11 protein-coding genes are annotated in these 12,699 nt (G+C 50.7%); 5 read left to right on the forward strand and 6 right to left on the reverse strand.

Features of this window, described 5'->3' with window-relative positions; genetic code table 11:
- Nucleotides 1–55 precede the first annotated feature (55 nt).
- Entirely contained in the window at nucleotides 56–1,126 is a 1,071-nt protein-coding gene (locus FH871_RS14465; protein WP_138992142.1) for a hypothetical protein, read from the reverse strand.
- A 362-nt stretch (nucleotides 1,127–1,488) separates the two neighbouring features.
- Between FH871_RS14465 and FH871_RS14470 the strand changes: the two genes are divergently transcribed.
- Genes FH871_RS14470 through FH871_RS14480 form a run of 3 tightly spaced genes read left to right on the forward strand, consistent with a single transcriptional unit; the run spans nucleotide 1,489 to nucleotide 3,912 of the window.
- Nucleotides 1,489–2,013 carry a hypothetical protein gene (locus FH871_RS14470; protein WP_138992143.1) on the forward strand — a complete coding sequence of 175 codons (525 nt, stop codon included), beginning with the start codon at nucleotides 1,489–1,491 and terminating at the stop codon, nucleotides 2,011–2,013.
- 58 nt (nucleotides 2,014–2,071) lie between these two features.
- Nucleotides 2,072–3,694: a S8 family serine peptidase gene (locus tag FH871_RS14475; protein ID WP_138992144.1), complete on the forward strand. Its 1,623-nt coding sequence runs from the start codon at nucleotides 2,072–2,074 to the stop codon at nucleotides 3,692–3,694.
- Nucleotides 3,691–3,912, forward strand: coding sequence for a macro domain-containing protein (locus tag FH871_RS14480; RefSeq protein ID WP_229317331.1), 222 nt, complete (start codon nucleotides 3,691–3,693; stop codon nucleotides 3,910–3,912). Before FH871_RS14475 ends, FH871_RS14480 begins: the two co-directional genes overlap by 4 nt.
- A gap of 3 nt (nucleotides 3,913–3,915) precedes the next feature.
- Here the strand turns inward: FH871_RS14480 and FH871_RS14485 are convergent, their stop codons facing one another.
- The 3 genes from FH871_RS14485 to FH871_RS14495 all read right to left on the reverse strand — a co-directional run bounded on the left by FH871_RS14485 (nucleotide 3,916) and on the right by FH871_RS14495 (nucleotide 6,278).
- Nucleotides 3,916–5,118 (reverse strand): FAD-binding oxidoreductase, encoded by a 1,203-nt coding sequence (locus FH871_RS14485; RefSeq protein WP_138992145.1) that lies wholly within the window; start codon nucleotides 5,116–5,118, stop codon nucleotides 3,916–3,918.
- 154 nt (nucleotides 5,119–5,272) lie between these two features.
- Nucleotides 5,273–5,653, reverse strand: a complete 381-nt coding sequence (locus tag FH871_RS14490) for a hypothetical protein (RefSeq protein WP_138992146.1) — start codon at nucleotides 5,651–5,653, stop codon at nucleotides 5,273–5,275.
- A 91-nt stretch (nucleotides 5,654–5,744) separates the two neighbouring features.
- A complete protein-coding gene (locus tag FH871_RS14495) occupies nucleotides 5,745–6,278 on the reverse strand; it encodes an NUDIX hydrolase (RefSeq protein WP_138992147.1) in 534 nt (177 codons plus the stop codon).
- 81 nt (nucleotides 6,279–6,359) lie between these two features.
- Between FH871_RS14495 and FH871_RS14500 the strand changes: the two genes are divergently transcribed.
- Nucleotides 6,360–7,277 carry a DUF2911 domain-containing protein gene (locus tag FH871_RS14500; RefSeq protein ID WP_138992148.1) on the forward strand — a complete coding sequence of 306 codons (918 nt, stop codon included), beginning with the start codon at nucleotides 6,360–6,362 and terminating at the stop codon, nucleotides 7,275–7,277.
- Nucleotides 7,278–7,477: 200 nt separating this feature from the next.
- Here FH871_RS14500 and FH871_RS14505 read toward each other — a convergent pair whose 3' ends face one another.
- Nucleotides 7,478–9,181 carry a sodium:solute symporter gene (locus FH871_RS14505; RefSeq protein ID WP_138992149.1) on the reverse strand — a complete coding sequence of 568 codons (1,704 nt, stop codon included), beginning with the start codon at nucleotides 9,179–9,181 and terminating at the stop codon, nucleotides 7,478–7,480.
- A gap of 296 nt (nucleotides 9,182–9,477) precedes the next feature.
- Here FH871_RS14505 and FH871_RS14510 point away from each other — a divergent pair, with 296 nt between their 5' ends.
- On the forward strand, nucleotides 9,478–10,266 hold the full coding sequence (locus tag FH871_RS14510; protein WP_138992150.1) for an SDR family NAD(P)-dependent oxidoreductase: 789 nt from the start codon (nucleotides 9,478–9,480) through the stop codon (nucleotides 10,264–10,266).
- A 58-nt stretch (nucleotides 10,267–10,324) separates the two neighbouring features.
- Here FH871_RS14510 and FH871_RS14515 read toward each other — a convergent pair whose 3' ends face one another.
- Nucleotides 10,325–12,631 carry an OmpA family protein gene (locus FH871_RS14515; protein WP_138992151.1) on the reverse strand — a complete coding sequence of 769 codons (2,307 nt, stop codon included), beginning with the start codon at nucleotides 12,629–12,631 and terminating at the stop codon, nucleotides 10,325–10,327.
- Nucleotides 12,632–12,699 lie beyond the last annotated feature (68 nt).

Consider the following 12,699-nt stretch of genomic DNA (forward strand, 5'->3'; position numbering starts at 1 on the left):
TCTTATCACCGGAAAGTCATTCCAGATCAGGAGCGGCTTTCCGGTTTTTTTATTCTCACCAGTTCAGTTGAATGTAGCAATCAGACCGGGGGGCAGCCGGGGCCTGCGTCTTAATCGGAAATTTTGTTTTCGTCACATCATTTTCCAGTAACAACTCGCGCATACTCCCCGCAAAACCACCGGTTGAAGATGCCTTCATGAGTTCAACCGGAATGGTAAATTCCTTGCCCACGGTTCCGTCGAGTTGCAGACCCGTTACCATGGGGGGTCGTGAATCGACTTCGGCGTTAAAATCTGATCCCGACTGCCCCCACATCACCTGGTAGCCATCCTTAACCGGGTAATTCGGTTTGTGAATTCGTTTGACAATCCATTTAGCGTCATAAAACACATTGGGTCCCACGGTTTTCTTGGCATCCTGATCGGAAACCTTGATCGGTGCGCCTTTTACCTCGCTGGTCTCATACAACACGTTTCCGCTCTTCCCCAAAATTTGAAACCTGACGGTTTGGAACTCACACGGAATGGGTCTGGTGACCTGAAATTTTACGGCGCAGGTATTTGCCAAAATCGCTGACATCGGCATCGCAACCCGAACCGCATCGTGCGGATACACTTCGGTCGTGCTTATTTTTGGCGTTTTCTCGCCGGGTTTGAGCTTGCCAATCACCTTTTCAGTTCGCCCGATCCGGTATTCGATGTGGGTTGCATTGATCGAAATCGGCAGATCAGCCAGACTGGTGGCAGCGGCATTTTTGTTGATCGCCAGGTGTGTTGTTTGCAACACCTCGGTTTTTCCGTCTTTGACCCGGAGAACCTGTCGCCGGACAAACCAGTTTCCCTGCGTGGGTGGTTTGGTGATTGGGTTGGCAGGCTTGAACGTTGGGTTGACCAGCACAACTTCCTGATAGAAAACGTTTTGACCTTCTACCTTCTTCGGATATACCAGAGCCGGCATCGCCAGGCTGGTAACGCCAACGGGAACCGGGGATGTGCTGGTTTGCTTATCAAAACCGATCCAGGTGATGGTCGTCATTCCCGTAAAGGGCGCTTTGGGGGCAATTTCCGGTTTTCTGGCAAAACCGAAGAGGCTACTTAAAAGCAAGCCACAGGCCAGTACTTTCATGTGCGAAGCGGGATTTAGAATTTCAGGATATCCGCAATAAAGCATACCGTTCCTATATACGTTCCGAAAGGATTATTTAACGGTTGTTGTGCTACTGAATCGGAAACTCCCCTTCTGTATCCCGCTCACTTATTTCTCCCGAAGACCATTTCCCCCCTGCAATACAAGGAATATTATTACCGTTCTAAATCAGGCAGTTGCCTGATTGTCCGTACTTTTTCAACAAAATGGAGTCAGCCTGGTTAAGCAGAAGGAGGAAAAATCAGTTGAGCGTGGATGAGATTAAAAAACCGTGCAACTTTGTGCGTCAAACCAAACACTTTTTGATAGTCGAAAAGTAATCGACGTGCTCCATCCATTCCATGTTATACCTGATTTGGACTTTATTGAACGTTGCGTTAACCGTTTATTTCATTGTGCTGTGTTTTCAAGCCGCTCGCTTACTAAAAGAACGAGTTGGACTGTACGCTGCCGTTATTTTCACGTTTGGGCTGTTATCCATTGCTGCTAATTCAGGCAAAAAAAGAGTTGGTTTCAGTAAAAATCAGGATGTAAAAAAGAGGACTTACGTCCCGAGAGACAGTATTATACCAGGCAGTTTAAAATTCGCCCATGCCAGGATTGATAAAACCTGGATTTCCCGAATTGAATTGACGGTTTCGTACGGGGTTAAAAAATCGTCAAACCAACCCGTACCTGTTGAAGCCAATTCGGTCTGGTGGGGTTCAATTACTGGCTACCATTGGAAACCAGTATCAATTTCGGTTCATGCAACAACGGGCCAGGAATACGCGTATACGGTAGTATCGATTTTACAGTGGAAATTGCTGGGAATCTCCCTGTATTCGCAACCCAAAACGTACGAGGGCTCTATTGAATTAAAGTAAGTGGCAGCTTGTCCTTCCTGAAAAAAGGCGGGATGGAAATTATATCCTGATTAGACGTATGAAAAAAACCGTACTTTTCCTGCTTATTCTGATCACCGGCGGACTGTCGGCCCAGGCCCAAACCCGCAAATACCTGATCCTGCTGAAGGATAAAGCCAACACGCCCTATTCGATCAGCCGACCAGAGCAATTCCTTTCTCAACGAGCGATTCAGCGACGGAGCAAACAGGGCATTTCGGTGCAGGAAAAAGACCTGCCCGTCAATCCGGCTTACGTCTCCGCCCTACGGCAAACCGGGGCTAAAATCTGGTTCAGTTCGCGTTGGGCCAATGCCGTGCTGGTCGAAACGACCGAGGCTAACCTGGCCACCATTCGGGCACTGGCCTTTGTTCAGGGCGTCGAGGGAAATCGTTCCATCGGCAACGCCCGGGTTGGTTATGCCCAGTTAACGTCCAATCCCCAAAAGAACAAATTTGAACAGGCCGATCCGAGCGTCTACGGTATTTCGAGCGAGCAGTTGATCCAGATTGGCGTCGATAAAATGCACGCGCAGGGTTACCACGGCGAAGGCATGCTGGTCGCCATTCTCGATGCCGGTTTTCGGAATGCCAACCAGGTGCCGTTTTTGAGTCCTTTATTCCAGCAAAACCGCGTCGTTGGCACCTACGATTTTGTTAGAAAAGAAACCAGCGTTTACGAAGACGATAAACATGGTATGGAAGTATTGTCGATCATGGCCGGGTATCAGGCCAATCAGTTGGTAGGCCCGGCCTATCAGGCCTCTTACCTTCTGCTCCGAACCGAGGATGCTGCCAGCGAAACGCCGGTTGAAGAAGCGAACTGGCTGTTCGGGGCCGAGTATGCCGACAGTACCGGGGCCGATGTCATCAACTCCTCCCTGGGCTACACCACCTTCGACGATCCGACCCAAAGTCATACCTACAATGATCTGAATGGCCAAACGACGCTCGTCAGCCGGGCCGCCCGCTGGGCCGCTGAAGCCGGTATACTGGTGGTTAATTCGGCGGGAAACGAGGGCAATGACACCTGGCGCTACATCGGCGCCCCCGCCGATGTGTCAACGGTTCTGGCCATTGGCTCCGTCGACCGGAATGGCGTCAAATCACCGTTCAGTTCGTTTGGCCCCTCCGCCGATGGTCGCGTCAAGCCGGATTTGGTCGCCCTGGGATCCGGCACGGTTTTGGGTTCGCCCGGTGGCACCGTAGCCACCGGAAGCGGAACGTCCTACTCCGCTCCGCTCGTGGCAGCTTTGGCGACCGGTTTCTGGCAGGCCAATCCCCGGTTGACCGCCCAACAGGTGATTGCCTGCCTGCGCCAGTCGGGCAGTCAGTTTAGCCAACCCAATAGTGAATTAGGGTACGGTATTCCCAACTTTGAACGGGCTTCGGCCATTGCTGCCAATGAATATTCACTGCTGATTTACCCTAACCCGTTCACCAACGCCGACCGCCTGACGGTGCAGTGGAATGAAATCCCGTTGAATCAGACCATCGATGCGATGGTGACCAATTCGGCGGGTCAGGTGGTCTGGCAGCAAAAGTATTCGTCCGACCGAATGGCTACCTTTTCCTTGCAATCGCTGAGTTTATCGCCCGGCCTGTATTTTCTGACGCTTTCGAGCGAAAGTACCAAACGAACCGTAAAGTTGATGAAATACTGAGGTATGGCGGTTGTTCAGCGGAACACGGTCTGCATTCCATCGCCTTTCCCAACATCAGCACCGGAATCTACGGTTTCCCGAAAGAGCTGGCCAGCCCAATTGCCATCAAAACCGTACGGGATTTTCTTGCGCAACGGGAAACGTCGATCCGGGAAATTCAGTTTGTTTGCTTCGATGACGACAATTTCCGGCTTTATCAGCAAAAAGTAGCGCGCTGAGCGTTAGCGACCAAACCGATACCACTGCAATTCGTCGGCTTTTTTGCCCTGCAACACATCCCGAATCAGTTCAGCCGCCGTCACACTGAACGTGATGCCGTTGCCGCCAAAGCCGAGCGCAAAATAACTGTGCGGAAAAGCCGGGTGTTCGCCAATGTAAGGCAGCCCATCTTTGGTTTCACCGAAGGTGCCCGCCCACGCCAGATCCGGAATAAACGGCAGATCCGGGTATAATTGCCGCACTTTTTCGGTCAGCATTTCGCGTTTCCGGTCAATCAGTTTATCGCGCAGCAACGCGTTTTTGAACGGTTCGTCTCCCCCCCCGACCAATACTCGGTTGTCGTCGGTAGTCCGCAAATAGAGATAGGGATTTTGCGTGTCCCAGAGCAAAACCGACCGCAGTTCCGGAGGCAGTTCGGCCAGGGGTTCGCTCACCACGGCGAAGGTACTTTTCAATTTGACCACTTTTTCCGGCAGCATTTCCTGCGCTTCGTACCCGGTGCAATACACCACTTTCCGGGTTTCAATCAGAGCCAGATCGGTGGTTAACACCCGAACGCCGTTGGGTTCATAATCCGTGGCCTTGATTTCAACGTGGTCAAAAACCCGTAAACCTTTGGCGACAGAAGCCCGCAGCAGATCATGGGCGAAATGGTAGGCGTCGATCTCGGCCGCATCCGACGAGCAAATGGCCGCAACGGCCGCCAGTCCAAAGCGTTTGCGCAGACTGGCCCGGTTAAGCCACTCCACCTTAAAACCGTGTTTCCGGCGGGATTCATATTCCTTCCGCAGAAATTCTTCGTCGTCCGGGATGGCCGCGAGGTAAATGCTCTTCTTTTGTTTGAAACCGGACCGGCTTTTGAGTTTCTTGACCAATTGGTCAATTTTACCGATGGCATCCCGACACGATTCGTAGGCACGGAGGGCTCCCTCCTCGCCGATCATCGGAATCAATTCGTGCAAAGCCGTGTCGATTTCGTATTGCAGCATGGCCGTGCTGGCCGATGTGCTGCCCGTTGCCACATCCCGTTTGTCGATCACGACGGTGTCGAAACCCGCCTGAACGAGAGAATGGGCCATGAGCGAACCCGTGATGCCGCCCCCCACAATGAGTACATCGCAGGAAATGGGTTGGCGTAGAGATGGATACGTGTGTAACAAGCCGTTTTTCAACAGCCAGAAAGGTTCCTGAGAGTGAACGTCCATAAAAGGGAGAAATGAGAAAATAGACAAGAGAAACAAGACAATGTCTGTATTCATTTCCCGTTTCTCCTGTTACAAGCATAACCGCCTGAGCAGGCTCAGGGTTTAAAGAAAAAGCCACCCCATTTCGGAGGTGGCCTGGATTGGAAGGTTCACTCTAATTCCCAACGCTTTCGTCGGCTTCAGCCCGGTTGGCAACTTCCGGTTTGTTAGCCGGTGGAGGACTGACCATCAAATTCTGCTGCTTATAATTTCGGTTGGCCATCGAGGGTTTCGCCGGAATGGCAATGGCCGGGTCTCCGATGCCGCCCCGGCGTTGCTGCTCGCGGTAACTGGCGATGTTCTGCGGCTGGCGTTTCCGAATCCGGAAGGTAATCCCCGACTCGGGTTCCCACTCGCGAGCAGCTTTAACTTTATTCGGATGCTTGTAGTTTGCCGTTGAATACGTATGGTCTCGCTTCACTTTATCCTGCGAAGTTGCCGGAATAGCCAAAGCTATCGCCAGCAGACCCAGACAGGTCATTCGTATCGTCTTCATAGGAGCTGTGGTTTTGTTGTACCGGGAAAACAATAAAGTTGTTTTCGTTGCCAATATAACACCACAAACAATAACTATATTTTTCGTTATTCTATTTTTTCTTAGTATTCATCCGAATTATCGATTTTTCAGTCGTCAATTTCTCAATTTCAGCTACATTTACCCATCGAACCTCCTTCGTTTCTGCTGTCTGATCGAATGGCTGGTCTGTTGGGGCCTCCAGTAAAAACCGGATGTCGTAGTGAAGATGTTCAGGCTCCGAAGCCCTTGCCGGGATCGTATGGACGTCGACATCAAAAATGGCCGGGCTGACCACTTTTAGATTCTGAAGACCGGTTTCCTCCTCGGCTTCCCGCAGTGCCACCCCGAGTAGATCCGGATCACCATCGGCGTGTCCGCCGGGTTGAAACCAGCGGTCGAGTTTGGCATGATGGAGAAGAACCACCTGTCGGTGGTCGGGACTGACGATCCAGGCCGAACCGGTTACATGGCCAATGGACAGATGCCGTTCAAAGCAGTCGGGATGGTTCCTGACAAAGTGAATAATTTGTTCCAGCATGGTGCTTTCATCTTCATCGAAAGGCTGGTGACGCTGTAACAGCGTTAACAAAGGTTGACGGTGCATATTTGATAATCAAGTTGGCAATGCAGAGAAAAAACTGCAATTTCGTCCCGATTTTACTACGACATACAATTAACTGAAACCATGAAAAAAATTTCCATTCTGGCCACACTGACGCTGGTTGCACAGCTTGCCAGCGCCCAGATTAAATTGCCGCAAGCCAGTCCGGGTGCGACACTAATCCAGACGGTTGGCACGACTGATTTTACGATAACGTATTCGCGACCCAGTTTAAAAGGACGGGCAGCCCTGGGTGCGCAAACACCGCTGGCGCCATTCGGACAGCTCTGGCGGACCGGTGCCAATGGCGCTACCAATTTTAAATCGACAACGGACGTAATGGTGCAGGGTCAGAAATTGCCCGCCGGAAGCTACTCCGTTTTTACGATCCCGAATCAAAGCGAATGGACCCTGATTTTCAATAAAAACCCGACCGCCAGTGCGGAAGAAGGCATTCCAAACGGGTACAAAAAAGAAGAAGATGCCATTCGGGTGCAAATAAAAGCAGAAAAAGTATCCCGCCCCCGCGAAACGTTCACCATCGACATCAGCGACCTGACCGACAGTACTGCCAATTTAAACTTCTATTGGGCAGATACCCGGGCCATCGCCAACCTCAAAGTCGATGTGATGGCCAACGCCCAGGCTAACGTCGAAAAAGCCGTTGCCGACAAACCCGAAGATGCCGGTATTCTGCAAGCGGCTGCCAACTGGAACCTCTCCAAAAACCGCAACCTGGACCAGGCACTGGCGTGGGCCGATAAGTCGATTGGGCTGAAAGAAACCTATTCGAACCTGTGGATTAAGGCGCAGATTTTATCAAAAATGGGCAAAGTAGCCGAGGCATTGCCCCTGGCTCAAAAGGCACTTGTAGTCGGTGAAGCATCCAATGATCCGGTTTTCCGATTCTACAAAGAGGGTATCCAAAAAGGAGTTTCCGATTACCAGGCCCTGATTCCGGTGGACACTAAAGCCCTGAAAGGCAAGAAGAAAAAAGCATAGGCTTTTGACAAGCAATACTCATAAAAAACGCTTTCAATCATTGAAATTGAAAGCGTTTTTTATTTTTACATACAACTATACACCCTGAAAATAGTTTTCAGTATATTTGGGCATACCAACGGAGCGCGTTCCGGGGCCGTATGCAACTGACGCTCGACCTGCTCCTGGCTTATCTTCGAGAGCGTCTCTGGCCCTAAACATTAAGCGGGAGTTGCCGTTTTCTTCGAAGGCATCACCTGTTCCAATAGCCAGGCAATCCCGATTAACAGGACGCAACCGATCACATTCAACCATAGAAATGCGGTCAGTTCAGCCAGCCAGCACCAGACGACGAGCCCCTCGGTAATCACGGCGGCCCAGAAGGTGGCCTTCCCTCCAATGGATTTGACATAAAAAGCCACCAGAAATATCCCCAGAATAACGCCGTAGAAAAGTGACCCCAGGATGTTGACGGCTTCAATCATGCTCCCCAGCTTGCTGGCAAATTGGGCCACAATGATACAGAATACGCCCCAAATGATGGTCGCCACTTTTGATGCTTTCAAATAGTGCCCATCGGAATAGTCTTTGCAAAAAAGTCGCTTGTAAATATCGACTACCGTGGTGGAAGCGAGTGAACTATAGGCCGCGGCAATCGACCCCATCGATGCACTGAAAATAACGGCAATCAGCAGCCCAATCAATCCGTGGGGCAGAAAGTCGAGCACGAAACGGAGAAAAACATAATTGACATCACTCGTATCGCCCACCGGATTGTTCTTTTTGATTAGATCGACCACCTGCCCTTTCACCGCTTTGGCTTCCTCATCGGTTTTCAGGATCACCGCCTTGGTTTGTTCAACGGAAGCGTCATTTTCTTCAGAAAGTGCCTTGTTTAACGTCAAAACCGCCTTTTGGCGACGGGCTGCAATGGTTTGGTGTTCCGTTTCCAACTGCCGGTATTGATCCGCATATTGACTTTTCAGCAGTTGGTCGGTTTCTACTTTATTGAAAAAAACCGGCGAGGGGTTGAATTGGTAGAATACAAATACCAATACGCCCACCAGAAGTATCAAAAACTGCATCGGAACCTTCAACATCCCATTAGCCAGCAGCCCCAGTCGGCTTTGGCCGATCGATTGCCCGGTTAAATAGCGTCCCACCTGCGACTGATCGGTGCCGAAATAAGACAGTTGCAGGAAAAAACCGCCAATCAGTCCTGACCAGAGGTTGTAGCGGCTATCGGGGTCAAATTTGAGGTCAATGGTATTGAGCCTTCCGGCTTTTCCGGCTACCTCCAGCGCATCCACGAAACCAACATCCGCCGGCAGCAGATGCACCGTCATCCAGCCGGCAATAAACATGGCCACCGTCACAATCAGCATTTGCTGGAGGTGGGTGTAGGAAATGGCTTTGGCGCCCCCCGTCACGGTATACACCAGCACAATACCGCCCATGATGATGTTGGTCCAGAAGATGTTCCACCCCAGAATGGTCGACAGAATGATGGACGGCGCGTAGATGGAAAGACCCGTCGATAAACCGCGCTGCAGCAGGAAGAGCAAGGCCGTAAAAACGCGAACCCGGGCATCGAACCGGGACTCCAGGTATTCGTAAGCGGTAAAAACCTTCAGCCGGTGGAAAATGGGAACGAACGTAACAGCCAGTACAACCATCGCCAGCGGAAGTCCAAAATAAAACTGAACAAACCGCATTCCGTCCGTAAAAGCCTGCCCCGGCGTGGAAAGAAAAGTAATGGCACTGGCCTGGGTGGCCATCACCGACAGGCAAACGTGGTACCACGGCAATGATTGGTTGGCCAGCAGGTAGTCGCCCATGTTGCGATTCCCCCGGCTACGCACCACTCCATAAACAATGATAATTGCCAGTGTGCCGGCCAGGATGAGCCAATCGAGATTGCTCATGAAAAATACCGCATAAACCCGTAAAACAAGATTATTTCGAGCAGCAAACTGCCAATGACAATGCTGTATAACTGGCGCCAGGAACGCGCGAAAGGAGGTAAATCCGTAGATTTTTGGGTCATCGCAGAACGGTGGTTGGTTCTTTCTTCTTTATGGCAACGAAAATAGGCAAATCTCTCGTATACAACTTACCCATCCAATCATTAAAACTATCCTACCTTATTTTTGAATTATTCAATTTTAAAGATAGTTTGCAGACAGACATTCCTCGATCACCCCACAAGATACGGTCAAATATGGCAAAACTACCCGGAAAAGACGCAGAGAAATCCGTTTTTGGTTTGGACGGCAAAGTGGCACTGATCACGGGAGCCAGCAAAGGAATTGGCGAAGACATTGCCCGCATCTTTGCCCGGTTTGGAGCCAAAGTCGTCATCAGCAGCCGTCGGCAAAGCAGCCTCGACGGCGTTGTTGCCGAAATCCGGAAAGAAGGTGGAGAAGCCAGTGGCATTGCCGCCCATGCCGGCGACCACGACCAGCTTCGGCATCTCGTCGACAAAACCGTGGAGATATACGGCGGCATCGACATTCTGGTCAACAACGCGGCTACGAATCCCATTTTCGGGCCAACGATTGACTGCGATCTGGCAGCTTTCGATAAAATCATGCAAGTGAATGTCAAGGCTCCTTTTGAGCTGAGTAAAATGGTGTATCCGATTATGAAAGCCCGGGGCGGTGGGAGCATCATCATGATGAGCAGCATTGCCGGCGAAACACCCGATCCCGGTTTGGGCATCTACAGCGTTAGCAAAGCGGGTTTGAACATGCTGACCAAAGTTCTGGCCAAAGAATGGGGAGCCGACCACATCCGCGTCAATGCCATTTGCCCCGGTTTGATCAAAACCAAATTCAGTCAGGCGCTCTGGCAGGATGAAGCGATTCTGGCCCATTTCACCCACCGTTTGCCCATCGCCCGCATGGGAACCACCGACGAAATCAGCCCGCTGGCCTTATTTCTCGCATCCGACGCATCGGCGTATTGTACAGGCAGTCTGTTCCACGCGGATGGCGGAACATTGATTTGAAGAACGACCGGGTTATACCCCTCCGAATATCCGAAAACAGGCATCACACCATTAACCTTTACTTTCCGGCGGTTTCTGGACGATTGCCCTGAACCGACACAATTTTAAACTCCGTTCTCCGGTTTTTCTGGTGTTTGCTTTCGGGACAGGCCACATCATCCGTACAGCCATTCAGGATTTCGGTTTCACCATACCCCTGAGCATCCAGCCTTGAAGGGTCTATCCCATGGTTAACCAGATAATCGACCGTGGCTCTGGCCCGGTAGGTCGACAATTGCAGGTTGTATGCATCGTTGGCGCGGCTGTCCGTATGCGACCGGAGTTCAATTTTCATTTCCGGGTATTTTTTCAGAAGCCCGGCTAAATGATCCAGTTCCCGGGCGGCATCCGGGCGAATGAAAAACTTGTTATAATCGTAATAGATGTTCTTCAGTTCGAATACATCGCCCTCACCGTAGATTCCCTGCTGTTTTTCGATCAATTTGGGATTTTTGCCGGGTTTCATTTTTGGAATCTGCTCGCTGTTGGCCGTATAGCGGTTTTTCTGGGTGGTCAGCGTGTAGGGAGCTCCTGGTTTCATTTCAAATTCATATTTCCCATCCGTTCCCGTCACAACCTGCTGTTCCGATTTGTCTTTGTCATTCCGCAAGGTCACCGTTACACCCGGTGCGGGTTGCTGGTTGACTTCGGTTTTCACCGTTCCTTTCACCAGCGTATTTTCGCTTTTTTCCAGGTAAATCGATACCGTCATCACCGGTCTTTCCGATTGCGTCATGGTTGAAAACCGGATGCTGTTTGTTGCATACCCCTCTTTGATCGCTTTAAATTCATAGTCGACGTTGGCATCGAGACAAAAACCGGTTTTGCCATCGACCCCGGTAAAGCGTAAATCCTGATTCACCCCGGCTTTGATCACCCGTACATCCGCTACGGCGATGGGCTCGCTGGTTTTGGCATCGTAAACAAAAATGTTGAGTTGCTTGCAGGTTCGCCGGAAACTGTAAATATTGTCGTCACTCACACCCCGTTTCCGATTGCTGCTGAAATAACCGGACGTCCGGTTTTTGGTGGTAATCAGGCCAAAGTCATCCTTTTCCGAATTAATCGGATATCCCATATTCTGAACTCCTTTAAATGCGATTCCTTCGCGCAGTTCGGCATAAAACAGGTCGAGACCGCCCAACCCTTCGTGGCCGTCCGAGGAGAAGTAGAGGTTGCTGTTTTCGTCAACAAACGGAAACATCTCGTTACCTTCCGTATTGATTTCCTTGCCCATGTTCACCGGCGACGACCACTGCCCGTCCTTGAACTCGACCACATAAATATCGGTTCCGCCAAAACCGCCCGGCATATCCGACACAAAATACAGTTTGGTATCATCCGGTGATAGAGCCGGATGTCCGACCGAATAATCGTTGCTGCAAAACGGAAGTTCCTCGACTTTCTGCCAACTCCCTTTGTTATTTTCAGCGATGTATAATTTCAGTTTCCGAATGCCATCGTTGCTTTTTCCGCCTTTCCCTTTGGCGGTGTTGTTACGGGTGAAAATGATCCGGCTCTGGTCTTTGAAAAAAGTCATCGGCCCCTCGTGGTATTTCGTGTTGAGCGTCCGGCTGAACAATTCGGTTTTGGAAAGCGACTTTTCTTCCACGGGTGCTACCTCAACCGCGTCAGCCGTCGCATTACTTCCACCCAGCGAAGCCGCCCGGGCCACGAGTTCTGCATTATTTTGCAGTTCAGCCGTATCGGGATAAAAGTACAAGTCCAGAAACGGGGTTTGATTCCAGCCAAAAACCCGTTTGACCGGTCCTGTTTCGTCGCGCGCTGACACAAAAGCCAGACCGTTCTGATAATACATCGGGCTAAAATCGGCCTGGCGGGAGTTGACCGGCAGAAATTCCACTTTATAGGAAGAGGAATCCTGAAAAAACCGGTTCATGTCCATGTAGGAAACCGTAAATTTCCGGCCCCGCAAGTCTTCATTCTGTTTTTCTCCGTATTTGCTGTACAGTTTTTGCGAATCGCGGTATTTCCCATTGGCGGCCAGTGCCTGGGCGTAGTAGAGGTAATTTTTGGAGTCGGTTTCGGGAAACTCCCGGATCAAATCGGCGTAGATTCGTTCGGCATTTTTAGTATCCTGCAACGCGCGGTAACTATAGCCCAGTTTGGTATAAGCCTCCTGCACCTCAGCGGGGTCTTTCTTCTTATCAAGTCGCAAAAAATCCTCATACGCCCGGGCCGCATTCACGTAGGCCAGATTCTCAAACTGTTTGTTAGCCGCCTTCAGCCGCGCACTTTGCGCCTGAACGGCCAACGCCAGAATACTCAGAATGGCACTCAGCAGGGACAATCGTACGTATTTCATAGTGAATTGAAAGGGTTACTCCTGTAAAGCATCAAAACGAATGCCAAAATTTGCATGTACATCACATT

It is taken from the genome of Larkinella sp. C7 (genome assembly GCF_006149005.1).
GTDB lineage: Bacteria > Bacteroidota > Bacteroidia > Cytophagales > Spirosomataceae > Larkinella.

Bases quoted from the DNA above. Each gene is read 5' to 3' on its own strand.
- FH871_RS14475 (WP_138992144.1), top strand. From the start codon at position 2,072: ATGAAAAAAACCGTACTTTTCCTGCTTATTCTGATCACCGGCGGACTG.
- FH871_RS14465 (WP_138992142.1), bottom strand. From the start codon at position 1,126: ATGAAAGTACTGGCCTGTGGCTTGCTTTTAAGTAGCCTCTTCGGTTTT.
- FH871_RS14485 (WP_138992145.1), bottom strand. From the start codon at position 5,118: ATGGACGTTCACTCTCAGGAACCTTTCTGGCTGTTGAAAAACGGCTTG.
- FH871_RS14495 (WP_138992147.1), bottom strand. From the start codon at position 6,278: ATGCACCGTCAACCTTTGTTAACGCTGTTACAGCGTCACCAGCCTTTC.
- FH871_RS14510 (WP_138992150.1), top strand. From the start codon at position 9,478: ATGGCAAAACTACCCGGAAAAGACGCAGAGAAATCCGTTTTTGGTTTG.
- FH871_RS14490 (WP_138992146.1), bottom strand. From the start codon at position 5,653: ATGAAGACGATACGAATGACCTGTCTGGGTCTGCTGGCGATAGCTTTG.
- FH871_RS14470 (WP_138992143.1), top strand. From the start codon at position 1,489: ATGTTATACCTGATTTGGACTTTATTGAACGTTGCGTTAACCGTTTAT.
- FH871_RS14500 (WP_138992148.1), top strand. From the start codon at position 6,360: ATGAAAAAAATTTCCATTCTGGCCACACTGACGCTGGTTGCACAGCTT.
- FH871_RS14515 (WP_138992151.1), bottom strand. From the start codon at position 12,631: ATGAAATACGTACGATTGTCCCTGCTGAGTGCCATTCTGAGTATTCTG.
- FH871_RS14505 (WP_138992149.1), bottom strand. From the start codon at position 9,181: ATGAGCAATCTCGATTGGCTCATCCTGGCCGGCACACTGGCAATTATC.